The 24,350-nt window shown below is 72.0% G+C and carries 23 protein-coding genes; 14 read left to right on the top strand and 9 right to left on the bottom strand.

Going from position 1 to position 24,350, the window contains the following annotated elements:
- Positions 1 to 64 precede the first annotated feature (64 nt).
- From JK359_RS39235 to JK359_RS20070, 3 genes are read right to left on the bottom strand one after another with little or no spacing between them, the layout of a single operon-like run.
- Complete coding sequence (locus JK359_RS39235) at positions 65 to 736, bottom strand: ABC transporter (RefSeq protein ID WP_236678139.1); 672 nt, start codon at positions 734 to 736, stop codon at positions 65 to 67.
- Complete coding sequence (locus JK359_RS39230; protein ID WP_307788189.1) at positions 733 to 1,653, bottom strand: ABC transporter ATP-binding protein; 921 nt, start codon at positions 1,651 to 1,653, stop codon at positions 733 to 735. The genes JK359_RS39235 and JK359_RS39230 overlap by 4 nt, the downstream gene beginning before the upstream one ends.
- A complete protein-coding gene (locus JK359_RS20070; protein WP_201837460.1) occupies positions 1,650 to 2,087 on the bottom strand; it encodes a DUF6086 family protein in 438 nt (145 codons plus the stop codon). Before JK359_RS20070 ends, JK359_RS39230 begins: the two co-directional genes overlap by 4 nt.
- Before the next feature lie 126 nt (positions 2,088 to 2,213).
- Between JK359_RS20070 and JK359_RS20065 the strand changes: the two genes are divergently transcribed.
- From JK359_RS20065 to JK359_RS20045, 5 genes are all read left to right on the top strand, one after another.
- Complete coding sequence (locus JK359_RS20065) at positions 2,214 to 2,939, top strand: aminoacyl-tRNA hydrolase (RefSeq protein WP_201837458.1); 726 nt, start codon at positions 2,214 to 2,216, stop codon at positions 2,937 to 2,939.
- Between the two features lie 129 nt (positions 2,940 to 3,068).
- On the top strand, positions 3,069 to 4,412 hold the full coding sequence (locus JK359_RS20060) for an MbnB/TglH/ChrH family RiPP precursor modification enzyme (RefSeq protein ID WP_201837456.1): 1,344 nt from the start codon (positions 3,069 to 3,071) through the stop codon (positions 4,410 to 4,412).
- A gap of 306 nt (positions 4,413 to 4,718) precedes the next feature.
- On the top strand, positions 4,719 to 5,489 hold the full coding sequence (locus JK359_RS20055; RefSeq protein ID WP_201837454.1) for a DUF4142 domain-containing protein: 771 nt from the start codon (positions 4,719 to 4,721) through the stop codon (positions 5,487 to 5,489).
- 97 nt (positions 5,490 to 5,586) lie between these two features.
- Positions 5,587 to 6,366, top strand: coding sequence for a TIGR04222 domain-containing membrane protein (locus JK359_RS20050; protein ID WP_201837452.1), 780 nt, complete (start codon positions 5,587 to 5,589; stop codon positions 6,364 to 6,366).
- A gap of 171 nt (positions 6,367 to 6,537) precedes the next feature.
- Positions 6,538 to 8,196 carry an alpha/beta hydrolase gene (locus JK359_RS20045; RefSeq protein WP_201837450.1) on the top strand — a complete coding sequence of 553 codons (1,659 nt, stop codon included), beginning with the start codon at positions 6,538 to 6,540 and terminating at the stop codon, positions 8,194 to 8,196.
- A 92-nt stretch (positions 8,197 to 8,288) separates the two neighbouring features.
- Here JK359_RS20045 and hemQ read toward each other — a convergent pair whose 3' ends face one another.
- Together hemQ and hemG are read right to left on the bottom strand one after the other, a co-directional pair.
- The gene (gene hemQ / locus JK359_RS20040) at positions 8,289 to 9,020 is read right to left on the bottom strand and encodes a hydrogen peroxide-dependent heme synthase (protein WP_201837448.1); all 732 of its coding nucleotides are present in this window, start codon (positions 9,018 to 9,020) and stop codon (positions 8,289 to 8,291) included.
- Positions 9,021 to 9,025: 5 nt separating this feature from the next.
- Positions 9,026 to 10,480: a protoporphyrinogen oxidase gene (gene hemG / locus JK359_RS20035; protein WP_201837446.1), complete on the bottom strand. Its 1,455-nt coding sequence runs from the start codon at positions 10,478 to 10,480 to the stop codon at positions 9,026 to 9,028.
- Between the two features lie 328 nt (positions 10,481 to 10,808).
- On the opposite strand from hemG, the gene JK359_RS20030 reads away from it, so the two are divergent.
- Positions 10,809 to 11,762, top strand: a complete 954-nt coding sequence (locus JK359_RS20030; RefSeq protein ID WP_201837445.1) for a DUF4349 domain-containing protein — start codon at positions 10,809 to 10,811, stop codon at positions 11,760 to 11,762.
- Between the two features lie 28 nt (positions 11,763 to 11,790).
- Positions 11,791 to 13,185 carry an FAD-dependent oxidoreductase gene (locus JK359_RS20025; protein ID WP_201837443.1) on the top strand — a complete coding sequence of 465 codons (1,395 nt, stop codon included), beginning with the start codon at positions 11,791 to 11,793 and terminating at the stop codon, positions 13,183 to 13,185.
- A gap of 121 nt (positions 13,186 to 13,306) precedes the next feature.
- Here JK359_RS20025 and JK359_RS20020 read toward each other — a convergent pair whose 3' ends face one another.
- Complete coding sequence (locus JK359_RS20020) at positions 13,307 to 13,594, bottom strand: hypothetical protein (RefSeq protein WP_236678138.1); 288 nt, start codon at positions 13,592 to 13,594, stop codon at positions 13,307 to 13,309.
- A gap of 92 nt (positions 13,595 to 13,686) precedes the next feature.
- On the opposite strand from JK359_RS20020, the gene JK359_RS20015 reads away from it, so the two are divergent.
- Complete coding sequence (locus tag JK359_RS20015; RefSeq protein WP_201837441.1) at positions 13,687 to 14,511, top strand: rhomboid family intramembrane serine protease; 825 nt, start codon at positions 13,687 to 13,689, stop codon at positions 14,509 to 14,511.
- A 13-nt stretch (positions 14,512 to 14,524) separates the two neighbouring features.
- On the opposite strand, the gene hemE is transcribed toward JK359_RS20015, so the two are convergent.
- The gene (gene hemE / locus JK359_RS20010) at positions 14,525 to 15,577 is read right to left on the bottom strand and encodes a uroporphyrinogen decarboxylase (protein WP_372445443.1); all 1,053 of its coding nucleotides are present in this window, start codon (positions 15,575 to 15,577) and stop codon (positions 14,525 to 14,527) included.
- A 101-nt stretch (positions 15,578 to 15,678) separates the two neighbouring features.
- Between hemE and JK359_RS20005 the strand changes: the two genes are divergently transcribed.
- Entirely contained in the window at positions 15,679 to 16,356 is a 678-nt protein-coding gene (locus tag JK359_RS20005) for a DUF3000 domain-containing protein (protein WP_201837437.1), read from the top strand.
- Between the two features lie 343 nt (positions 16,357 to 16,699).
- On the top strand, positions 16,700 to 17,359 hold the full coding sequence (locus JK359_RS20000) for a response regulator transcription factor (protein WP_030777669.1): 660 nt from the start codon (positions 16,700 to 16,702) through the stop codon (positions 17,357 to 17,359).
- Positions 17,360 to 17,537: 178 nt separating this feature from the next.
- Here JK359_RS20000 and JK359_RS19995 read toward each other — a convergent pair whose 3' ends face one another.
- Together JK359_RS19995 and JK359_RS19990 are read right to left on the bottom strand one after the other, a co-directional pair.
- Positions 17,538 to 18,692 carry a tyrosine-type recombinase/integrase gene (locus JK359_RS19995; RefSeq protein WP_307788188.1) on the bottom strand — a complete coding sequence of 385 codons (1,155 nt, stop codon included), beginning with the start codon at positions 18,690 to 18,692 and terminating at the stop codon, positions 17,538 to 17,540.
- A gap of 112 nt (positions 18,693 to 18,804) precedes the next feature.
- The gene (locus JK359_RS19990) at positions 18,805 to 19,293 is read right to left on the bottom strand and encodes a helix-turn-helix domain-containing protein (protein ID WP_233477524.1); all 489 of its coding nucleotides are present in this window, start codon (positions 19,291 to 19,293) and stop codon (positions 18,805 to 18,807) included.
- Between the two features lie 88 nt (positions 19,294 to 19,381).
- Between JK359_RS19990 and JK359_RS19985 the strand changes: the two genes are divergently transcribed.
- The 4 genes from JK359_RS19985 to JK359_RS19970 all read left to right on the top strand — a co-directional run bounded on the left by JK359_RS19985 (position 19,382) and on the right by JK359_RS19970 (position 24,208).
- Positions 19,382 to 19,573, top strand: coding sequence for a helix-turn-helix transcriptional regulator (locus JK359_RS19985; RefSeq protein ID WP_161174634.1), 192 nt, complete (start codon positions 19,382 to 19,384; stop codon positions 19,571 to 19,573).
- Between the two features lie 298 nt (positions 19,574 to 19,871).
- A complete protein-coding gene (locus tag JK359_RS19980; RefSeq protein ID WP_201837431.1) occupies positions 19,872 to 21,110 on the top strand; it encodes an AAA family ATPase in 1,239 nt (412 codons plus the stop codon).
- Between the two features lie 1,302 nt (positions 21,111 to 22,412).
- On the top strand, positions 22,413 to 23,648 hold the full coding sequence (locus tag JK359_RS19975) for a helix-turn-helix domain-containing protein (protein WP_201837429.1): 1,236 nt from the start codon (positions 22,413 to 22,415) through the stop codon (positions 23,646 to 23,648).
- Positions 23,630 to 24,208, top strand: coding sequence for a flavoprotein (locus JK359_RS19970; protein WP_182729962.1), 579 nt, complete (start codon positions 23,630 to 23,632; stop codon positions 24,206 to 24,208). Before JK359_RS19975 ends, JK359_RS19970 begins: the two co-directional genes overlap by 19 nt.
- Positions 24,209 to 24,350: the final 142 nt, after the last annotated feature.

Genomic DNA, 24,350 nt, shown 5'->3' with positions numbered 1-24,350 from the left:
CGGCCACCGCACGACCGCCGGGGCGGTGAAGCCGGCCGAGACCGACGGCCCGACCAGCGCCGGCTCAGGGTGACCGGCGGGCGGTGAGCCAGGACGCCGCGGCGAAGGCGGCGGCCGTGAGCAGGGCCGCCGCGGCAAGCGGCAGCAGCGGTACGGCGGCCCGGCCGGTCTGCGAGCCGGTGACCAGGCCGCTGACGGCGGCCTGCGCCGGGGAACCGGTGAGCACCACCGCGAGCAGCGCGCCCAGCAGCGTCGCCGGCACCGCGCGGCCGGTGGAGCGCAGCACCGGGCGGTTGGCGAGCGCGCCGACGGCCGCGCCGAGCAGCGCGCAGACGAGGGCGGCCGGCAGCCCTGCCGCGGCGGCCCGGAGCAGCGGGACGTGCACCCGGTGGCCGTCGCTCACCGGCGCGCTGATCAGCGTCACCACCACGGTGGCCGACATCCCGAGCAGCACGGCCGCGAGCAGGGCGGTGAGCAGGCAGGCGAGGTGCGCCCGGACGGGACCGCGCACGGCGGCGACACAGGCACGGGCCGCGGGCGGCTCACCGGTGACACAGATCCGTACCAGCCAGGCGGTCACCGGCAGCAGGGCCGCGGCCGCGTACCCGAGCGAGTTGAGAACCGGCTCGCCGCCGCGCACCCCGATCCCGAGGAACGCGGCGTACAGGATCACCGGCGGGAGCCAGCGCTGGGAGCGCAGCAGCAGGTCGGCCTGGTAGCGCAGGAGAGCGGTCATGGGCGGCTCCCGGGATCGGGGGGCGGGGCGCCGGCGGGTTCGACGCGGACCACGTGCCAGGGCGGCCGGGCCGTGAGCAGAGCGCGCAGCAGGACGTCCGAGCGGGCGGCGGGGACGCCGAGGAGGTGGCAGCCGTGGGCGGTCTCCTCGACGGAGACGGCGAGCCGTGCGGCACCGGCCGGCAGCCGGCCGTCCGCCGGGCCCCGCACGGTGACGCGGGTGACCGGCCCGGCCGGTGGACTCACGCCGCCGGTACGGCGTTCCAGGCCTCCGCCGGTCACGGCGTACCGGGCGGCGGGAACCCCGGCGAGCCGGCCGGGGTCGTGGTCCACGAAGACGACGGCGCCTCCGGCGGCCGTCCGCTCGGCCACCGCCCGCTCCAGCTCCGCCCGCGCCGCCGTGTCGAGACCCGTCCACGCCTCGTCCAGCACCAGCAGTTCCGGGTCGCCGAGCAGCGCCTGGGCGACGGCGACCTTCTGGCTGCTGCCCTTGGACAGCCGCGCCATGGGCGTGGCGGCGTACGCGCCCGCACCGAACCGCTCCAGCCAGGTGGCCGCGAGCCGGGCGGCGGGGCCGCGGGACAGGCCGTCGATCATGCCCAGATGGGTCAGGTAACCGAGGGCCGTGAAGGGCAGGGCGGACGGGAACCGCTCCGGCACGTACGCGGTGCGCGGGCGCCCGGTGACACATCCCTCGGTGGGCGCGTCGAGCCGGGCGAGCAGCCGCAGCAGGGTGGACTTGCCGGTGCCGTTGGCCCCTTCGATCCGGGTGAGGGTGCCGGGGGCGACGGTGAGGTCGACGCCTCGCAACACCCAGGGGCCGCGGATGCCGTAGCGGCGGCCCACGTCGGCCAGGCGCAGACACGGTGCACGGGGCTCGTCCCGGGGTGGCGGGCAGGGCTCCGGGGGCGGGGTCACCGGGGCATGCCCCGGCTCAGCTCGGCCGCCCGGGCACGCACCGCCGCGGCCCAGGGTCCCCCCTGCGGCGGCCCTGACGTCCCGGCGGCCGAGACCTGCACGTCCGTCAGGGGGCCGTCAGGGAAGGCCTCGAGCCCGGCCCAGTCGATGCCGATCCCGGCGCGCTCGGCGAGGACGACGACGATGCCGACGAAGTTCTCGGAGAGGGCCTGGATGATGCTGTGGCCGGTCCGCCGGTGCCGGGCGAGCAGCGCATGCGTGAAGATCCCGAGCACGGCCGGGTCGATCTTGCACTCGTCGTTGCGCATCGGCCCGAGGCCGGACGGCAGCTCCAGCTCGGCCTCGAACACCGCGACCTGCCGCAGGAACAGCTGCGCGGCCCGGGTGGCCGGATTCCACAGCGAGTCGTCACCGATCTCGAAGTACTGGCTCATCGTCATCCCCTCCGGTCGATCAAGACGGGTCGGAACAGCCCGTGGGTTCATCGCCGGTCGCCACAATTTCCCGGGCGGGCACCGCGCGTTGATCCGCCCGTCCGGGCCTTCGTAGGGTGGGCTTCCGTGAGCCATGTTCCAGCCCCTTCCGGTGACAGTCCCTTCCGTGCCGAGCGCACCGCGCGCGACGAGGCCCCGCAGTTCGTGCTGCCGCTCGTCGTACGGATCGAGCGCAGCGCCCCGCCCGCCCGTACCGACGCGCTGGAGACGGCCGCGCGGGCCGTGCTCGTCCTGCTCGGCGACGAACGTGCGCACGGTGACGGAGAGTGGGCCGAGGCCGTGCGGAACTGGGAGGACGCGCGGATCCGGAAGGTGGTCCGGCGGGCCAGGGGCGCCGAGTGGCGGCGCGCCGGGGCCCTGCCCGGGATCACGGTGACCGGGAAGTCCGCGGAGGTGCGGGTCTTCCCGCCGGTCCCGCTGGACGGCTGGCCCAAGGACCTGGCGAAACTCCAGGTCTCGGGCACCGAGCTGGACGACCCCGAGCCGCCCCTTCCGGCCGGCCCCGCCGAGCCGGTGCTCTGGCTCAACCCGGACCTGGAGATGTCGGCCGGCAAGGCGATGGCCCAGGCCGGCCACGGCGCCCAGCTGGCCTGGTGGGCCCTCCCCGCGCCCGCCCGGACGGCCTGGCGGGACGCCGGCTACCCCCTCGCCGTCCGCACGGCCACTCCGGCCGCCTGGCCCCGCCTGACCGCCGGCGGGCTGCCCCTCGTACGCGACGCGGGCTTCACCGAGATCGCCCCGGGTTCGTGCACGGTGGCCGCGGAGCATCCGGCACTGCGCCGGGACGGCTGACGAAGGCCGGCACCCGTGCCGAACCTCAAATGTTGCTCTGAACGCGTCAGGGAGGGGGTTCGACCGCAGCCGCCGGGGCCATACCCCCCTCACTCGACGCACGAGCACGGGCCGAGGAGGGGGAACAGCATGCGGCGACTGGGGACGGGGATCGGCTGGCGGCCGGAGATCGCGGACGTCGTGGAGCGGATGCCGGGCATCGACTGGGTGGAGGTCGTGGCGGAGAACGTCTGTCCCGGCCACGTCCCGCAGTCGCTGCTGCGGCTTCGCGGGCGCGGCGTGACGGTGGTCCCGCACGGCGTCTCCCTCGGCCTCGGCGGTGCGGACCGTCCCGACGAGGGGCGTCTCGCGGCGCTCGCCGAGCGGGCGCGGGTGCTCGGCGCTCCGCTGGTCACCGAGCACATCGCGTTCGTCCGGGCGGGCGGCGCGCTCACGGCGTCGCCGCAGCTGGAGGCCGGTCACCTGCTGCCGGTGCCGCGCACCCGGGACGCCCTGGACGTGCTCTGCGAGAACGTCCGGATCGCCCAGGACGCGCTGCCGGTGCCGCTGGCCCTGGAGAACATCGCCGCGCTGTTCTCGTGGCCCGGCGAGGAGCTGACGGAGGGGCAGTTCCTGTCCGAGCTGGTCGAGCGGACCGGCGTACGGCTGCTGATCGACGTCGCCAACCTGCACACCAACCACGTCAACCGCGGTGAGGACCCGGCCGAGGCGCTGGCCGCGCTGCCCGTGGAGGCCATCGCCTACGTCCATGTCGCGGGCGGCTTCGAACGCGACGGTGTCTGGCACGACAGCCACGCCCACCCCGTGCCGCGCCCGGTCCTCGACATCCTGACCGGCCTCGCCTCCCGGGTCGCGCCGCCCGGAGTGCTCCTGGAGCGGGACGAGAACTTCCCCGGACCGGCCGAGCTGGAGGGTGAGCTGACCGCGATCCGGAAGGCCGTGGCGGTGGGGCGGGCGCGTGCGGGGCGGGTCGCCCCGGGCCGCACCCCGGTGGTGGCGGGCGCCGCCGGTGAGCGGGCCGGGGGTGTCGGGGTGCTGGCGCGCCCGCTGACCGGTGTGCGTGAGCGGCTCGGGATGGCGCAGGCCGCCGTGCTGTCGTCCCTGGTCGCGGGGACGCCGGTGCCGGAGGGGTTCGACCGGGCGCGGATGGGGGTGCAGGCGCGGGCGCTCGCGGCGAAGCGGGCGGGTGTGGTGGCGAAGGTGGCACCTGAGCTGCCGGTGATCCTCGGGGAGGGCTACCGGGAGGCGTTCCTGGAGTACGCGCGGCAGCGGCCGATGAGCGACGGGTACCGGCGGGACGCCCTGGATTTCGCCGGCCATCTGCTGAAGCTGGGACGCCCGGCCGACAAGAGGGCGCACCGCGAACTGCGGAACTGGTGGCTGCACCGAGCAGGCCCGGCTCCCCACGAGACCCCCTTGCCGGCACGCCTGCTACGCGGAGCCCTCCGACGCCGGACCCGGCCGGCCCCCTGAGAACACCGACCGCCGACCCCGACTCCCAGGGGCGCGGGGCACCACGCGACCGGCCACGACGCACCTGCACCCGGCCACCCGGAAACCACCGCCAGGATGCAGACCGACGGCACCGCAACCCCCAGGGGCGCGGGGAACCGCCCGACCGGCCACGACGCACCCGCACCCGGCCGCCACCCGGACCCGCGCCCACCGCGCCGCACAAGCCCCCTCCCCCGCGGGCGAAAGCCGTTGCGGTTCCCCCAGTAATATGCCAACCCCGCACCCACCCCCGAGCACCCCCTGGCGTGCGGTGCAGGAGGCACCATGCGACCGCGACCCCCCATCAAGGGCCGAGGCATATTCAGCGGTACCGGACTCGTCGTCGTCGCGCTCGCGGCGACACTCGTCGCGCTGCTCGTTCCGCTCTGGACCTACCCCGGCCGGCAGGACCCGGCGAGCGCGAACGTGTTGAGCGCGCAGACGGTCACGACGCCGTACGGCCCGCTGTCCGCGCAGGACCGGGACTTCGTCACCAAGGTCCGGCTGGCCGGACTGTGGGAGCTGCCCGCCGGACAGCTCGCGCAGCGCAAGGGCACCAGCGCCGCCGTCCGCACGGCCGGCCGGCACCTCGTCGACGGCCACACCTCCCTGGACGCGCACGTACGGACCGTCGCGACCCAGCTGGGCGTGCCCCTGCCCAACGAGCCCAACGCGCAGCAGAAGCAGTGGCTCGACACGCTGGACGCGGCCGAGGGCCAGGACTTCGACCGGCAGTTCGCCGCGATCCTGCGGCTCGCGCACGGCCGGGTGTTCTCGCTGGTCGCGCAGGTACGGGCCGGCACGCAGAACTCCCTGGTCCGTGACCTCGCGGACGACGCCAATGCGACGGTCCTGGACCACATCAAGGTCCTGGAGGCGACGGGGTACGTCGACTTCGCCGCGCTGGCCGAGGATCTGGCGGCCTCCGCCTCCCCGGTGCCGGCCCCGCAGGAGGTCGATCCGAACGCCGCCGTGCCGGTCGTGCCCTCGCCGGGCGAGTCGTACTCGCTGCCGCCCGCCGCCGCGAGCCCGCCGCCAGGGACGACCAGCCCCTGAACTGCGCAGGAAACGGAACGTCACATCCCGGCAACACTCCGTCCGGATGATGAAAAGGGCATGGCGTCCGCCCGGACCCCTGGCATACAAACACGTCATGTTCTGGGTCCTTCTCCTGCTCCTGGCCTGGGTCTTCGCCGGCACGGCCTGCGCCCGGCTGTGCCTGTCGGCCCTCCGCACCGCGGCCGCGGAGGCGCACGGCGCACCGGCCGACCGCGAGCGTGATCTGACGCTGTACGAGGCGGCCTTCCTGTCCGGCGGTCCCGCGCGGGTCGCCGACGTCACGCTGGTCTCCATGGCCCGGCAGCGACGGCTGCTGCTCGCGCACACCGGCTGGGCCACGGTGGTCGACCCGGAGGGCCACGACGAGATCGAGGACTCCGTCATAGGGGCCATAGGACCCGGCGGACAGTCGCGGATCGCTCCGGTGCGGGCCCGGGCGGCCGGCGCGGAGGCCGTACGCCGGCTCGCCGACGGGCTGGTGCGCGCGGGGCTCGCGGTGCCCGAGGGCAGCGGGTCCGGCGTGGGGGCCGCCGTACGCCGGGTGCGGGCCGCCGCGGTGGCCGTGGTCGCGTCCGGGGTGACCGCACTGCTGCTGCCCGTCCAGACCGGCACGCCACGTCTGCTGGTGGCCCTGTGGTTCGCCCTTCCCCTGACGCTGTCGCTGAGCTGCCTGGCCATCGCCCGGTTCGAGGTGCACCCGTACTCACGCTGGGCCTCCCCTGCCGGGCAGCGTCTGCTGAGCACGCTGGCCGGCACACCCGCCGGCGACGAGCGGTCGTTCCTCACCTCCGTCGCCGTGCGCGGCGTCCGCGCCGTCGGCGAGCCGGAGCTGCGCGCGGCCTTCGCCCACCGCGACCAGCCCTGGCGGGAGTGAGAGAGCTTCCGCGGCCCTCGGGGCAGGTGCCGGGGGCGCATCGGGGGCATTGCCGGCGACACCGGCCGAACGGTGCTTGCCTTCCCCGACAGTCGTACGAAACATCCCTTTTGTCGTCGCCGGGCCGTGGCAGCCGTGCCATCGCCGCCGCGCGCACCGAAGGGAAACGCGATGAAAGCTGCCGCCCTCTACTCGGCCGCCGGGTCCTTGCTCCTGACCACCCTGGCCGCGGCCCCGGCGAGCGGCGCGCCCGGCGGCACCGGCCGGCCGGGTGTCCCCGGCGCGGCCGAGCTGCACGGCACCGCGACCGCCGCGGCCCGCGCCCGGGCGGCCGGCATCGACTTCGGCCGGTGCTCCACCGCCGACCTGCCGGAGGCACCGGCCGGCGTGCAGTGCGGCACGGTGACCGTGCCGCTGGACTACGCGCACCCCGACGGCAAGCAGATCCGGCTGACCGTCAGCATCTCCCGCGCCACCCAGAAGGACCCGCACAACAGCAAGCGGAAGGTCCCCCGGCAGGGCGCCCTCGTCTACAACCCGGGCGGCCCCGGCGCGTCCAGCATGTACTTCCCGCTGATCGGGACGGTCCCGCAGTGGGAGCGCATCGCCGCCGCCTACGACCTCGTCGGCTACGCCCCGCGCGGCGTGGGCCGTTCGGCGCCGCTGTCCTGCGTGGACCCCGAACGCTTCTTCAAGGCGCCCACCGCCTCACCCGTCCACCCGTCGGAGGCGTACAAGCAGCAGCGCATCGCCCAGGCGAAGGCGTACGCGCGCGGCTGCGCCCTGCGGTCCGGCAGCAGGCTCCGCCACTACACCTCGCTGAACAACGCCCGCGACCTGGACGTGCTGCGGGCGGCGCTGGGCGAGAACCGGCTGACGTTCATGGGGGCGTCGTACGGCACCTACTTCGGCGCGCTGTACGCGGCGATGTTCCCCTCGCACCTGCGGCGCATGGTGCTGGACTCGGCGGTGAACCCGGACCCGCAGCAGATCTGGTACCGCAGCAACCTCGACCAGTCGGCCGCCTTCGAGGAGCGCTGGGCGGACTTCCGGGACTGGATCGCCCGGCACCACGACGTCTACCGGCTCGGTGACACGCCGGCACGGGTGCAGCGCAGCTACGACACCGCGCGGGAGCGCCTGGCCGGGAAGGCGGCGGGCGGCAAGGTCGGCCCTAGCCAGCTGCAGAAGACGTTCCTGACAGCCGGGTACTACGACGATTTCTGGCCCAGCCGGGCCCAGGCCCTCTCGGCCTATCTGCACGGCGATCCGAAGCCGCTGGTGCGGCTGGCCGCGCCGCCCCCCGAAGGGGCCGCCGCCGCGGAGAACGGCAGCGCGGTGTACACGGCCGTCGAGTGCAACGACGCCTCCTGGCCGACGGACTGGAAGGTGTGGGACCGCGACAACACCCGGCTCGCCCGGGTGGCGCCCTTCGAGACCTGGGACAACGCCTGGATGAACCTGCCGTGCGCCTACTGGCCGGCGCCCCGGCAGCGGCCGCTGGACGTGCGGACCGGGCCGGGCGAGCTGCCGCCGGTGCTGATCCTGGCGGCCGAGCGGGACGCCGCGGCCCCCTATCAGGGCGCCCTGGAGATGAACCGGCGGCTGGCCGGCTCGGTGCTGGTGACCGAGCGGGACGCGGGCACGCACGGGATCGGGGGCGGCCCGAACCAGTGCGTCAACGCGTACCTGGAGGCGTATCTGCTGGCGGGCCGCCTGCCTGTGCGGCACGCGTCGTGCGCGCCGCGCCCGGAACCGGTCGCCTCCGGCGGCGCGGCCGACGCCAAGGTGCGGCGGGACACGCTGAAGGGGAAGGCCAGGGTGCGCTAGGCGCGACCACCGCTCCGAGAAGGGACCGCCGGGGGCTTCGCCGCCGCCCGCACCGGCCTCGCCTTCTGCGGCGTCGTGGCGCGTGCCGGGCCTCAGGCCAGGTCCGCCACCAGGTCGGAGACCGACTTGCGGCGGCCCGTGAAGAACGGGACTTCCTCGCGGACGTGCATGCGGGCCTCGGAGGCGCGCAGGTGGCGCATGAGGTCGACGATGCGGTACAGCTCGTCGGCCTCGAAGGCCAGGACCCACTCGTAGTCGCCGAGGGAGAACGAGGCGACCGTGTTGGCGCGCACGTCCGGGTAGCCGCGGGCCATCTTGCCGTGGTCGGCGAGCATGCGGCGGCGGTCCTCGTCGGGCAGCAGGTACCAGTCGTAGGAGCGCACGAAGGGGTAGACGCTGACGTAGTTCCGGGGCGTCTCGTCGGCGAGGAACGCCGGGATGTGCGACCGGTTGAACTCCGCCGGGCGGTGCAGCGCCATGTTCGACCAGACGGGCTCGAGCGCGCGGCCCAGCTTCGTGCGGCGGAAGAGGTTGTACGCCTCCTGGAGCTGGTCGCTGGTCTCGGCGTGCCACCAGATCATGAGGTCGGCGTCGGCGCGCAGACCGGAGATGTCGTAGGTGCCGCGGACCGTCACGTCCTTGGCGGCGAGCTGGTCGAACAGCTCCTGGACCTCGTCGGCGTATCCCGCGCGGTCCTCCGGCAGTGCGTCCTTCAGCCTGAACACCGACCAGAGGGTGTAGCGGATGACCTCGTTGAGGTCCTTGGCCAGCTTGCCCTTGTTCGGGATCCTGCCGGACTCGGTGGTGGGGGCGTCGTCACTCATGGTCCCTATTCTCCCGCTCCGCCGTGCAGGCTCTGCACCGGGTCGGCCGTCAGCGCCCGGACCCGGTCCAGGTCGCCGCCGAGCTGGTCCACGGCCGCGTACGCGCTCGCGATGCACGCCGGGATGCCGACGCCGTCGTACTGCGCGCCGCACACGGCGAGGCCCGGCAGCCGGGCGACCCGCTCGCGGATGCGGGCCACCCGTGCGTGGTGTCCGACCGGGTACTGCGGCAGGCCGTCGGTCCAGCGGGTGACCCGGGTCTCCAGGGGGACGGCGTCCAGGCCGGTGGCCGCCCGCAGGTCGTGCCGGGAGACCTCGACGAGGCCGGCGTCGTCCCGGCCGAGGATCCCGGTCTCGCCGTGGCGGCCCACCGACGTGCGCAGCACGACCACGTCCGGGTCCTCCTCGGCGATCCAGCCCCACTTCCGGGAGGCGAAGGTGGACGCCTTGATGGTGCGGCCGTCGACGGGGGGCACCAGGAAGCCGCTGCCCTCGGGCAGGTCCAGGCCGGCCCGCCGGTAGGCGAGGGTGACCAGGGCCATCGAGGCGTACTCGACGGCGGCCAGCTCGGCGGCGGCCCCCGGGGACTCGGCGCGCAGCAGTGCGGCGGCGGCCGGGGCGGGAACGGCGACGATCACCGCGCCGGCGTGCAGCACGCGGTCCCCCGCGGTGATCCGCCAGCTGCCGGCCGCCTCCCGGCGCAGTTCCCGCGCGGGTGTGCCGGTCAGGATCGTGCCGCCCCGTGCGCGCACGGACTCGGCGACCGCGAGCGGCAGCCGTCCGACGCCGCCGGCGATGCCCATGAACACCGGGCCGGTCTGCTGCTGGGCGGCGGCCTTCGCCTGGATCTCGCGGACGCCCTCCGTGAGGGAGGCGTGGGCACGGGCGGCCTGGAAGAGCTGCGGGACGGCCGAGCGCATCGAGATGCGGTACGCGTCGCCCGCGTAGACCCCGCCCAGCAGGGGCTCGACCAGGCGGTCGACGACCTCGCGGCCCAGCCGGGCCGCCACGTACTCCCCCACGGCCACGTCGTCGCCGATCTCGGTGCGGGGCAGGTCCGCGTCGTGCGCGATGCGGGCCAGGCCCTCGTCGGACAGCACTCCGGACAGGGCCGCGGCCGTGCCGGGCACGCCCATCACGTGGCCCTTGGGCATGGGCCGCAGGGCACCCCGGGTCCAGATCGAGGCGGTCGCGGTGGCCGGCGGCCGGAGCTGCTCACCGAGGCCCGCCTCGCGGGCGAGCGTCACGGCCTCGGGGCGGCGGGCGAGCATGGACTCGGCCCCCAGGTCGACACGCACCCCGGCGATCTCGCCGGGCAGCAGCTTGCCGCCGACCCGCTCGGCCGCCTCCAGCACGGTCACGCGGGCGCCCCGCCCCAGAAGCCGGTGCGCGGCGGCCAGTCCGGCGATCCCGGCCCCGATGACGACGACGTGCCCGAGACCCCTGTCCGTTGCGCTCATGCCCCCACTCTCTCAGACCCCACCGACGCTCCCGCCGAGGCCCGGGGCCCGCGAGAACCCCACCGCGCACTCCCGCCGAGACCCGGCGTCCGGGCAGACCCCACCGGCACTCCCGCCGAGGCCCGCCGGCCCGGGGCCCGCGAGAACCCCACCGCGCACTCCCGCCGAGACCCGGCGTCCGGGCAGACCCCGCCGGCACTCCCGCCTGGCCCCGGTGTCCGGGACGAGTCCGGACCGTGACCGCATCGGGACCGGCCGCCTCAAACGTTTCCGCCGGGGCCCGCGTCGAAGGACCGTCACAGCGCCACAACCCTCGGGGGTACCTCTCATGCACACGTCACCTTCGGCCCGGTCCGTCCGGGCCCTGTCCGGGATCCTGCTCGCCGCCTCCCTCGCGCTCGCCGGGTGCAGCGGCGCGAACGACTCGGGCGGCGGCTCGGCGAAGTCCGACGCGGGCGCCTCCGCACCGAAGGCCGAGACCGCCGGCGGAGCGGCGGCCGACGGCAAGGCCACGCGCGGGACGCCCCGGCTCGCCCCGGACGCGATCATCCGCACCGCCTCCCTCACCGTCGAGGTCAAGGACGCGGCGAAGGCACTGGCACAGGCCCGGGCGACCGCGGAGGGCGCGGGCGGCTACGTCGGCGACGAGACCACGAGCCGGGACGCCGACGGCCACGAGCGCACCAGGGTCGTGCTGCGCGTGCCCGGCGAGAAGTACGACGAGGTGCTCACCGGCCTCGAGGGCACGGGCCGGCTGGTCGACCGCACGGCCAAGGCGGTCGACGTCACCGATCAGGTGGTGGACGTCGACAGCCGCATCAGGACGCAGCGGGCCAGCGTGAACCGGATCCGCACGCTGATGGACCGGGCGACCAAGCTGAGCGACGTCGTGACCCTGGAGGGTGAACTGAGCAGCCGTCAGGCCGACCTGGAGGCACTGCTGGCCCGGCAGGCGTCCCTGAAGGACCGTACGAGCCTGGCCACCGTCACCCTGTCGCTGTCCGAGACACCGGTGCAGCGGGCGGACGACGACCCCGGGTTCACGGACGCGCTGGCGGGCGGCTGGCACGTGTTCGTCTCCATGCTGCGCTGGATCGCGCTCGCGCTCGGTGCCGCTCTGCCGTTCGTGGCCCTGGCCGCGCTCCTGATGCTGCTGTGGCTGCGGGTCGTACGCCCCCGGCTGCCGCGCCGCACGGAGGCCGCGCCCGCGATGACCGCGTTCGGCCCGCTGCCGTCCGCCCGGCCGGCGCCGGACTCCGCCGAGGAGACCGGGCGGGACTGAAATCCCCGCGCCCCTTAGCGTGTTCTCCATGAGCATGAGCGAGGGACGGGACGGGCGGGAACGGCTGGTCGTGATCGGCGGCGACGCCGCGGGCATGTCCGCGGCGTCGCAGGCACGGCGGCTGAAGGGCCCCGGGGAGCTGGAGATCGTGGCCTTCGAGCGCGGTCACTTCACCTCCTACTCGGCGTGCGGCATCCCGTACTGGGTGGGCGGCGAGGTCCCCGAGCGGGACCGGCTGATCGCGCGCACGCCCGAGGAACACCGGTCCCGCGGCATCGACCTGCGGCTGCGCACCGAGGTCACGGAGATCGACGTGGCCGGGCAGCGGGTACGCGCGCGTGAGCTGGACTCCGGCGCCGAGTCCTGGACGCCGTACGACAAGCTCGTCATCGCCACCGGAGCCCGCCCGGTCCGCCCGGACCTGCCCGGCGCGGACGCCCCCGGGGTGCACGGCGTGCAGACCCTGGACGACGGCCAGGCCCTGCTCGACACGCTGGCCCGCACGCGTGGCCGCAGGGCGGTGGTCGTGGGGGCGGGCTACATCGGTGTCGAGATGGCCGAGGCGCTGATCCACCACGGCTTCGAGGTGACGGTCGTCAACCGCGGCAGGGAACCCATGTCGACGCTCGACCCGGACATGGGCCGGCTGGTGCACCGGGCCATGGAGGGCCTCGGCATCACCATGGTGAACGACGCCGAGGTCACCAAGCTCCTCACCGCGCCGGACGGCCGGGTGCGGGCGGTGGCCACGGAGGACGCCGAGTACCCCGCGGACCTGGTGGTCCTCGGCATCGGCGTCCGTCCGGCGACGGCGCTCGCCCGGGCGGCCGGCCTCCCGCTCGGCGCCCACGGCGGTCTGCTCACGGACCTCGCCATGCGGGTGCGCGGCCACGAGGACATCTGGGCGGGCGGCGACTGCGTGGAGGTGCTGAACCTCGTCTCCGGGCAGGAGCAGTACGTTCCGCTGGGCACGCACGCCAACAAGCACGGGCAGGTCATCGGCACCAACGCGGGCGGCGGCTACGCCACCTTCCCGGGGGTCGTCGGCACGGCGGTCAGCAAGGTCTGCGACCTGGAGATCGCCCGCACCGGCCTGCGGGAGAAGGACGCCCTGCGGGCAGGCCTCCGGTTCGAGACGGTCACCGTCGAGTCGACCAGCCGCGCCGGCTACTACCCCGGTGCCGCCCCGATGACGGTGAAGATGCTCGCCGAACGGCGGACGGGCCGCCTGCTGGGCGTCCAGATCGTCGGCCGGGAGGGCGCGGGCAAGCGGGTCGACATCGCGGCGGTGGCGCTGACCGCGCAGATGACGGTGGAACAGATGACGGCCCTGGACCTGGGGTACGCCCCGCCGTTCTCACCGGTGTGGGACCCGGTACTGGTGGCGGCGAGGAAGGCCGCCGCGAAGGTACGCGCGAGGTGACCGGAGGAAGGCCGCCGCGAAGGTACGCGCGAGGTGACCGGCCGGGGGCCGGGCGGGGCCGGCACGCGGCTCCGCCGCGCGGGCCCGAGCGGCCCCCGCGCAGCCGCGGCCCGCGCCGTGCCTAGGCCGTGCCGCTGATCCGCGGCAGGGACGTCACTCCCGCCCCGGAGGAGACGGCCGCCGGCTGCTCCCCGGAGGGCTTCGCGTGGGAGGCGGAGGGCCGGGTCGAGCGCAGGCGGTAGCTCACCGCCTCGTCCAGGGTCACCGGCCGCTGCATCTGCGAAGCGAGCCGCCCCGCCTCCTGGCCGAGCCGTGCCACGTCCTCCCAGGGGATCCGTACCACCAGGGACAGCTCGGCCTCGCCGTCGGGCAGAGCGTGCATCGCGGAAACCTGCGGAGCGTTCGTCATCGCCTGATCCTCACGTCGGTTGAGGAGAGATACGCACGCCCGCCCGGCCGTGTTCACCGGTTCGGCCACCGCATCGCGGGCAGTACTTCTGTGTGGTCATCCCCGTCCATGACGTGAACCCGGTGCGCCGCACGCCCTGGGTGACGTACGCGCTCATCGCCGCCAGCGTGCTGGTGTTCCTCACCACGCCCGGCATAGCCGGTTCCGTGGCCGGCGGCAGCGACCTGGCGCAGCTGTGCCGTCTGCACGCCTTCCTGGACCACTACGCGGCTGTGCCCCGTGAGCTGATGCACGATCAGCTGCCCCGGGTCGTGCCGACCGGGGAGGCCGGCGTGGGCGCGCACGGCGCGGGCTGTGTCGTCGGCCCGCCCGGCTACGACAAGTCCCCGCCGCTGTCGGTCTTCACGGCCATGTTCCTGCACGGCAGCTGGCTGCACCTGCTGGGGAACATGCTCTTCCTGCTGATCTTCGGCAACAACGTCGAGGACCGGATGGGTCACATCCGCTACTTCCTCTTCTACGTCGTCTGCGGCTATGCGGCCGGCTACGGCTTCGCGGTGCTGAACGCCGACTCCGCGGACCCGCTGATCGGCGCGTCCGGCGCGATCGCCGGGGTCCTCGGCGCCTACATCGTGCTGTGGCCCAGGGCCCGGGTGTGGGTCCTGGTGCCGTTCCTGGTCTTCCTGCCGCTGCGGCTGCCCGCCTGGCTGGTGCTGGGCTTCTGGTTCGGACTCCAGGCCGTGTACTCCTCCGGGCACGGCGTCTCCGGAGCCGGGACCGTGGCGTACGCGGCCCATGTGGTCGGCTTCCTGGCCGGGATGCTGCTCGCCTGGCCGCTCAAGCCCGGCACGCCACCCCCGCCGGAGCCGCCCGGCCTGCTCTTCGGCAGGCGGGCGCGGCCCCATTACTCCTGGTGAACCGGCGGACGGGTCAGCGCGCGGTGGCGGTGTGGACGTACTCCACGAGCCGGGTCAGGGCGTCCGGGTCGGTGTTCGGCATGACGCCGTGGCCGAGGTTGAAGACATGGCCCTCCAGGCCGGCGGCCGCGTCGAGCACCTCGCGGGCCTTGGCCTCGACGGTGTTCTTGTCGGTGAACAGGACCGTCGGGTCCAGGTTGCCCTGGAGCGCCTTGCCGGGTCCGACGCGGCGCCGGGCCTCGTCCAGCGGGACGCGCCAGTCGACGCCGACGACGTCCGCGCCGGCCTCGCCCATCAGCCCCAGCAGTTCGCCGGTGCCGACGCCGAAGTGGATGCGCGGGACGCCGTACCCGGCGACCGCGTCGAAGACCTTCGCCGAGGCCGGCATGACCGACTTCCGGTAGTCCGCGGGGGCCAGGGCGCCGGCCCAGGAGTCGAAGAGCTGGACGGCGACGGCGCCGGCCTCGATCTGCACCTTCAGGAAGGCGGCCGTGATGTCGGCGAGGCGGTCGAGCAGGTCGGCCCACAGCCCGGGGTCGCCGTACATCATCGCCTTGGCGTTCTCGTACGTGCGGGACGGGCCGCCCTCGACCAGGTAGCTCGCGAGGGTGAAAGGCGCACCGGCGAAACCGATCAGCGGGGTGGCGCCCAGCTCACAGGTGAGCATGCCGATGGCCTCGGTGACGTAGGGGACGTCCTCGGGGCTGAGGTCGCGCAGCCGGGCGAGGTCGGCGCGGGTGCGGACGGGCTGCTCGACGACCGGGCCGACGCCGGGCTTGATGTCGAGGTCGATGCCGATCGCCTTCAGCGGGACGACGATGTCGCTGAAGAAGATCGCCGCGTCCACGTCGTGCCGGCGCACCGGCTGGAGCGTGATCTCGGTGACCAGCTCGGGCCGCATGCAGGACTCCAGCATGGGGACGCCCTCGCGCACCTTGCGGTACTCGGGCAGGGAGCGGCCGGCCTGGCGCATGAACCACACGGGGGTGTGCGGTACGGGTTCACGCCGGCACGCCTTGAGGAAGGCGCTGTCGTACGTCGCGGTCGGCTGCTGGCCCGTGGGCATGTCGTCGGCGGTCACGGAGCAAGTCTCGCACGACATCGGTGACCACCGGCGCGGGGTGTCTTGCCCTGCGCGGGGCCCCGCTTCCCCTTACTCTTCCCCGCATGGCTGCGGCTCACGGACGAATGTCGGACAGCGGTGATGGAACGGGCGACGTGAAGGACACCGAGGAGGCGGACCGGCACTCGAGTGCCTCGGGTCCGCCGGCTTTCCGGACCGCGGTCGACGCCCTGCGCAGCTGCCGGCTGCGGCCGCAGGTCGAGGTGGAGCCGACGCCGGCTCCGCAGCGGCTCGCCCCCTTCTCGTACGCGCTGGAGGCGGTGGTGGTCGACGGCGAGCAGGAACTGGCCGACGGCCGGCTGGTACTGCTGCACGACCCGGCCGGGCACGAGGCGTGGAGGGGCACGTTCCGGCTGGTGACGCTGGTGCGTGCGGAGCTGGAGCAGGAGATGGCGGCCGATCCGCTGCTGCCCGAGGTGTGCTGGTCGTGGCTGACGGGGGCGCTGCAGGCGCGGGGGCTCGGGTACGGCGAGCCGAGCGGCACGATCACTCGGGCGGGCTCGCACTACTTCGGCGGGCTCGCCGACCGGCCGCCCGCCTCGCAGATCGAGATCCGGGCGTCCTGGACGCCCCGCGAGGGCCTCGGCGGGGTGCCGGACACCGCCGCCCACCTGGCCGCCTGGTGCGATCTGCTGGCGCAGGTCGCCGGTCTGCCCCCGGCCGGTCCCGGCGACGCCTCGGTGGTGACCCTGCCACAGCGCAGGGGCCCGCAGTCCCGGTGAGCGGTCAGCGGTCAGCGGTCAGCGGTCAGCGGTCAGCGGTCAGCGGTCAGCGGTCAGCGGTCAGCGGTCAGCGGTCAGTATTCAGCGATCGCAGCGAAACGCCCCGTTGACCATCTCTTTGTCGATACGGCCACTTTGCGCACTCGAATCGCACCCGCTTGAACCGACTCGATCTTCGGATGATCGATCGCGTGTCCGAATTGCACAGATTGTTACTCACTAGATCGTGATCATTCTCTAAAGGCGGACGAGTTTGCTGCCGAAGACGACTGTGACCTTGAAAGCACGGTTCGTCCCGGCTTCCTCCCCACAAGCCGGCCCCGTCCCCCACCCAGGAGGCCTGGTGTCCGTTCTCCTAGAGCAACCCGCAAGCCTGGTCGCCTACCGCCCGAACAAGCCGACCGCCATGGTGGTCGTGGCCGACCCGCGCGTCCGCTCCACCGTCACCCGCCACCTGTGGGCGCTCGGAGTGCGCGACGTCATCGAAGCCTCGTCCATCGCGGAGGCTCGTCCCCGCATCGGCAACCCCCGCGACATCTGCGTCGCCGACGTCCACCTCCCCGACGGCTCGGGCCTGACCCTGCTGTCCGAGACCCGCGCCGCGGGCTGGCCCAACGGCCTCGCACTGTCCGCGGCCGACGACATCGGCGCGGTCCGCAACGCGCTGGCCGGCGGGGTCAAGGGTTACGTCGTCACCGGCACCCGCACCAACATCGGGCTCCCCACCCGACCCGGTGCCGCTCCCCTCGGTGCCGCCGCCCGCATGCACCGCCGCCCCCCGGGTGCCCCGAGCCACCCGGGCGGCTACCGCGAGCTGTCCGGACGCGAGGTCGAGGTGCTGCGACTGGTCGCGGAGGGCCAGTCGAACAAGGCGATCGGCGTCTCGATGGGCCTGTCCGCCCTCACCGTGAAGAGCCACCTCGCCCGCATCGCCCGCAAGCTGGGCACCGGCGACCGGGCCGGCATGGTGGCCGTGGCCCTGCGCACCGGGATCATCCACTGAGCCCTGCGCGTACCTCCTTCGGCGGAACCTTGCGGTCACGTCGGTGAACCGGGGCTTGCCCCCGGGTGACTGGTTTACGCCCCTGCGGCGCCCGTCGACGGAACGTTCCGTCGACGGGCGCCGTCCACGCACGGATACCCTTGATCTGTCCGGGCACGGCCCTGACCTGCGCGAAGAGTCATCCAGCCTGCCTCTCAGGGCACATCGGGGGCACATCGCCGAGCGCTGCTTCGACTGCAGCTCGGGTCGTGTCCTCGTCTTCCATCCAGAGGTGGGTGTACGTGTCGAGCGTGATGCTCGGCTTCGAGTGCCCCAGGCGCTTCTGGACGGTCTTCACGGACTCGCGGTGCTTGATCAGCAGACTCGCGTAGTAGTGGCGAAGATCATGCAGTGTGGTCCCGGCTGGCACCCGTTCGTCACGGCCCGCAACCTCCAGCGCGGCGTTCGCGCGCTTCACGATGCCGGACCATGTCCGCGCCCAAGGAGAGCGCTGCACGGGTCTCCCCTCCGCGTTCGGGAAGATCAGTAGCGCCTTTCGCTTCACGGGCTTGCGCGGGTCGGTACGGTCCCAGACCTCCACCTCCCGTGGCGGCGATGCCGCCAGGAAGGCTGCCACGGCGTCTACAGCGGCCTTGGCCAGCGGCACGGTGCGCACGGCCTCATGGGTCTTAGCCGGCCCAAGGAAGACGCCTCCTGCGCCCTTCCCGGTGATGTCGCACAGCTGCTGCTCGACCCGCACCTCACGGCGCAGGAAATCGACGTGGCGGACTTCGAGGCCGAACAGCTCGCCCTGTCTGAGGCCCGAGCAGGCCGCGAGGAGCACCAGCGCTCGCTCGCGGATGGTCGGGGCGGCGTCGATGAGTGCGCGCACGGCCACGTCGCCGGGCGGTACCACCTCGGTCCGACGCCTGGTCGGCAGCTTCACGCCGTCGCATGGAGAGGACCGAATGACACCGTCCAGCACAGCCGAACGCATGACAGTAACGATGATCGCGTACGTGTTCCGCAGGCTCACCGGGGCGAGCACCTGGGAGCGGTCCTTGATCCACGCCTTGATCTCAGACTGGCGTATGTCGGCTATCGGACGTTGCCCAAGCGCCGGGTACACGTGAGACTCCAGCCTCTGCCGGACGCTGGCCGCGGTGGAGGGCCGGTGGACAGCCGACGCCCGCCAGCGCTCGGCCACCGCCCGGAAAGTCTCTCGTCCCGCCTTGCGGTCGATGAACTCTCCCCGGTTGAGGTCTGTCTCTACTGCAGCGGCACGGGCATCAGCGTCCGGCTTGCGCGCGTAGTTCTCCTTGCACTGCTTCCCCGACGCGTCCCTGTAGCGCACCTGCCAACGCTTACCTCGGCCATGGTCAGCAGACGGCACCAACACTCTCGTCTTGCTGCTGTGTACCCTGCACGGCTCTGCGCCTTCCCCGGGCCGGGACAGATGCCACCGGTCAACTACCTGGGCCATCGTCGACCTCCTCTTCCAGCACCTCGACCGCGATCGTTGCCGGAGCCGCGAACATGATCTTGGCGAGTTCTTCCTCCGTCACGTACGGCCGGTTAGTGGCCAGCCAGGACAGACCGGAGACGGGGACCCGCTTCCTGGCGACCAGCGGCGTCAGCCCGTGCATCCAGCGCCAGGCCTCCCGCCATCCGGGCACGGTGAGCCTCTCCGCCAGCCGTACCGTCTCGGTCTGGTCGCCCTCGGGGGGAAGCATCAGCGTGACCGGAGAAACCCCCAGCGCGGCGGCCAGAGCCACCAGTTCGTCAACCGTGATGCGACGCTTCTGCGTTTCGATCTTCGTGATGGTGGATGCGGTCATCGGAACGCCCAACTTGGTTACCGCTGCAGCCAGTTCGGCGGTCGTCTCACGGCGCAGTCGAGCAAGGTTCTCTGCCACCTGATCACCGACGGGTCCGCGTTCACTGTGCTTTCTCATTTCTGCCACGTAGGCAGAATCTCACCCTCTCTAGCATTCCGCAAGCGACACTGGCATGCTGCTGGAAAGAGCTACGCAGGGAGGAAAGATGCCAAGCAAGCAGAAGCTCGTGACACGTGTGGAACTCGCCGAGTACCTGGGACTGCCGATCGCGACGCTCGCCCAGTGGTCCTACCGGGGCACCGGCCCGCGCTCAATCAAGGTGGGGCGTCACGTCCGCTACCGCTGGACCGACGTCGAGCGGTGGCTGGACGAGCAGAGCCGGGGAGCCGCCGCATGAGCCCCAGCCATCGCTACAAAGCCCTACTCGACGTCGAGCTGTGCCCCTTTGCGCCCGTTCGGCGGGAGTTGCGCGTCCTGGACTCCGACCCTGATGGCGCGAGGAGACACCGCCGGCCAGGGTCGTCGAGGGAGTGATCGACCTTAGGGCCACGCTGCCCGTTGTGCCCGATCGACGCCTATGCCGAAGCGCTGGCCGACGCTCTGGCGGACCTGAAACGGAACCTGCTGCCCCAGCAAGATCAAGCGAAAGGAGACCGGGCCACGCCGCGCGGACCCGCAACCTGGGCATGCCAACTATGAGCCAGAACAGCAACGAGGCCGCCCCCAACGAGAGCGGCCCCGAACCCACGACCAGTGTACCGACGTCTCAGTTCCGTAGGCCGTCACCGACGCTCTGCCTGGACCACGATCAGCACGAGCCGTGCCTCCACCGCAGCCACTGGGCACAGACTGACATCCGCGAACTCACCTTCCACTCACTCGCCGCCGTCGCCGCCGAGGTAGACGCAGCAGGCCCGCCGCGCTGGCTGTTCAAGGGCGTCATCGTCGCAGGCGACTACGGCGTCATGTCTGCAGAGGACAAGGCCGGGAAGACCTGGGCGGTCATCGACGCCGCCGTATCCTGCGCGGCCGGGCTGGCATGGTTCGTAGAGTTCGCATGCGAAGACCCGGGACCCGTCCTCGTGTTCTTCGGGGAGGGCAGCCGCAGGAAGGCCGTACGGCGCATCCGGGCGGTTGCCGAATCCAAGGGGCTCACGCGAGAACAAGCGGACGCCCTGCCCATCGTCCTGTGCTTCCGCGCGCCGCGACTGGGTAATGCCGAGCACCTGGAACTGTTTCGCCAGGCCGCCGCTCTGCACCGCCCGAAACTCGTCATCGTCGACCCGCTGTACCTCGCCGCAGGGGGAGCCAAGGGCAGCGACCTCTACTCGATGGGCGAACTGCTACAGAAGGCGCAGCACGTCGCCCAGGAGATCGGCGCGAGCCTGATCATCTCCCACCACTGGAACAAGGGCGGAACGGGCGACGGCCACGACCGGGCGAGTGGCGTCGGCCCCGGAGCATGGGGCCGGTTCCTCATCTCCGTCGCGGTAAAGTCCCGCCGTACCGACCCCGCCACGGGCGAAAGCACCGTGTGCCAGAAGTGGTCGCTGCGCGGCGACGAGATCCCCGACACCGAGATGGGTCTGATTCGGCGCGTCTATGAAGAGATCCCCGGCGACCTCTCCAGTGCCATGCACTACTCCGTCCAGCGAGATGACTCGGCGACGAGCGGGAGCGGACGGCAGGACGATCTGTCCCCGGCTGAACGCAAGCTCCTGGAGGCGATGCGGACCGCTGGGCGGCCAGAAATTGTGCGGCAACTGGTCGACCGAATAGCCGCCAAGCACGGTCACGGACTGCAACGAGAAACGTGTTCGCGGGCTCTCAACCGCCTCGCCGGAATGGGCCTGGTCGACCAGATAGCCCCGGAACGGGTCGGGATGGCCGCCCAATGGTTCGTGGTCGACGAAGCCGCAGGTCAGGTCGCGTGACCGTGTGACATCACGCGTGACCGGTCACGTGTGCGTGCGTGTGACCGGGCCTATGGGGCCGGTCACGCCATCACGCGAGCGCACGTGTGTCGATTGGGCACGCCTTACGCCATCGCTCTCAGTGAGCCCTCCGCCATTGCTGAAGCTTTCCCCGAAAGGATCAACGAACCATGGGCCGCACGAAGTTCAGCAAACCCCGTCGCCCTCGTAGGGATTGGACGGACCTGGAACGGGCCGCTGACGCTTACAGGTGCGGTCACTGTCACTCAGCTACGAGCTGGGCGAAGCCCAAGGACGACGCCATCGGCCGTCTCACCATCCAGCACGACAGCACCTGCCCCGTCCTGGCCGGAAGCCTGTCCGATCTCCCCGACGCGGTACGGGCCGCTAACGCCACCGGTGGGATGGTCGTCCTTGACGCCTCGACCGGCCAACACGTCACGGTATACGGCGACGACGACCAGAAGGCCGCGTTCGTCGCCGCTCTGTCTGCGCGGGGAGATCACTTCTTCCCTCCACGACCGGATGACATCTCCGGACATCGAGGAGGCCCGGAGAAGGGCGTGCAACCGTAATATTCGCCGACGCCGACCGCGTAGTAGTTACCGGCCCGCCCACAAACTGGTCGCAGGGGCATCACATATTACCTTGCGCTAAGCCGCGAAAGCGGGAGTGGTTGCCAGCGAACCATGCGACGTTCCGGGTCCATCGGAGGCGATTGAGCCCGGTGACGGCAGCCCGCTTCATCGGGAATTTTGGCGCGCGAAAAAATACGGATCACTGCGCGGGGTCGTCCGGTCGAGAAGCGACCTTGCACCTCCCTCCCCCCCCATGAGTAGGAGGTCCACGAAGCTACTTTGATGCATTTCCTGGATCCCTCACTACCCATCGCGTGTCGTGACCGAAGGACTGAACGACGCTGAAGAGCGCAACGCGAACTTGAAGAAGCTGTGATTGCAATCGAGCGCCAACACGACTGTGAGGCATCAGTCTCAGTTTGCCAACAAGCATCTTTCTGCTACTGGTCAACAAGCTCTAGCGACCTCGACTGTGAGGTGCGCCTGAAACCAGATGTGAGTGCTCCACCTGTTGCGCGCAAGGCGACGCCGACAGGAGCTGCCGACTCTCGCTCCCATGATCGCGGCAACAAACCCCGGGGGCGGGGCGCTGGCGTAGCTGAGCGATCGCGGCAGACCCGCCCCATCGACCGTTTCTCTCTCTAATGCAAAAATCCGTCCGGTCCGTACAAGCGGCTGGCCGTTCGGTTCGTGACGCGGCCCGCCAGGTCGAGGGAGGGCACGCATGCGTGGGCTCGGAGACCATCTCACCATCGGTGAGCGGATCGCTTTCCACCGGCGACGCCGCGGCTACACCCAGCAAGTCCTGGCCGGCTTGGTGGGCCGCAGCACCGACTGGTTGGCCAAGGCGGAGTCAGGCCGGCGTAAGCCTCCCCGTATTGACATGCTCGCCGAGCTGGCCCGCGTACTCCGGGTACCACTCGGTGACCTGCTCGGGAAGCCTGTGCTGATGGAGGACGAGCGGCAACAAGACGATGTACCCGCTGTCCGGGACGCCTTGATGAGCCCGCGCCGCTTGTCGCGCCTGCTCTTCGGACCAGAGGCTGAGAATCAGCTCCCGACCCCCGGCCCGGTGGCACCTCGCGTCGAAGCAGCTTGGGACGACTATCAGGCCGGTCGGCTCGGCAAGGTGATCGCTGCGCTTCCTGGACTGCTTCAAACCGCTCAGGGACTCGAAGATCGTGCTGTTCGCTCCACCACAGAGCGCGTGGACTCCTGGGCAGTCTCCGCGCGCGTCCACCACCTTGCAGCAACGACCCTCGCCAAGGTGGGTGAGTCCGACATCTCCTGGCTCGCTGCTGAGAGGGCCATGAGAGCTGCCGACGAGTCGGAGGATCCATTGGTCCTGGCCTCCGCTGCCCGGTCGGGCACGCATGCCCTTCTAGCGAACGGCCGGTACGACGACGCTCTGGAGCTGGCGATGACTGCGTCAAAGTGGCTGTCCGCTCGAATCGAGGAGAGCGATCCGGCTGCATTGAGCCTGCTGGGCATGATCCACCTCCGAGCGGCTATCGCCGCAGCTCGGCATCAGGATCGTTCGACCGCCATGAGTCTCTTGGCCCGTGCCGAGGAGCTGGCCGACCAGCTTGGCTCGGACGAGAACTACTGGCACACATGCTTCGGCCCGACGAACGTGATGCTGCACCGGCTCTCGGCGGAGCTGGATCTCGACAACGTGTCGTACCTGGTGGAGCACGGTGATATCGATGTGGACCACATAGCTGCGGAGCGCAGCGTCTCTCACCGCATTGACTACGCCCGAGCCCTCTCTCTGACCGGGCGGGTGGACGACGCGTTCACGGAGCTGCGCACAGCCGAGTCAACCTCGCCACAGCTCGTGCGGAACAATCCTCGTGTCCGTGACACGCTGCGCGACCTGATCAAGCAAGCTCCGGTTACGGGCGGAGCTCCTTCGTCGGAGCTGTTCATGATGGCTCAACGATGCAGGGCGGTGCAGTGAGCACAAGGAAAAGCCGGGTGTTGGGAGTCGTGGGTACCAGCGCCGGAGGAGTCGAGAGCTTGCGCACCGGGCTCGTGGAGCCGGCGCTGGCGCGGGGCTGGCGAGCGGCTGTAACACTCACACCGACGGCAGGTCGCTGGCTGCGCATGAGTGGCGAGGTCGCCCGCTTGGAGAAGCTGACAGGCCTACCCGTCCGGGATGAAGCACGGCTGCCCGGTGAGGTAAGTCCGCACCCGAAGGTGGACTGCTACGTGGTGGCCCCCGCGAGCGCCAATACGGTGGCCAAGCTCGCGACCGGCATCGCCGACAACCAAGCGCTGACACAAGTAGGGGAAGCACTCGGCACTCTCGGACTGCCCGTAGTGGTGTTCCCCAGGGTCAATGCGGCTCATGTACGCCACCCCGCCTGGAAGCGTCACATCGAGACGCTACGAGAGGCCGACGTGCACCTGGTCTACGGGCCGGAGATCTGGCCTCTGTACGAGCCACGCGAGGCGCCTGCCGGGCGCGAGTTGCCCTGGACCGCAGTACTCGACACCGTCGAAAACGTCCTGAGCTGACTCGGTTGGCGGGCTCTGAGCTGCGGGAACTACGAACCCGGACAGTTTGTCAGGGCTCTGGTTCCTCGCGGCGCCGAAGCTATCTCCCGTTGTTCCCCGCCGGGCCTACCGACGCCCGTGCTGGGCCATCTGCCGCCCCTGA

This window comes from Streptomyces actinomycinicus (genome assembly GCF_016741775.1).
Taxonomy (GTDB): Bacteria; Actinomycetota; Actinomycetes; order Streptomycetales; family Streptomycetaceae; genus Streptomyces; species Streptomyces actinomycinicus.
This window is presented reverse-complemented; position numbering and strand designations above follow the sequence as displayed.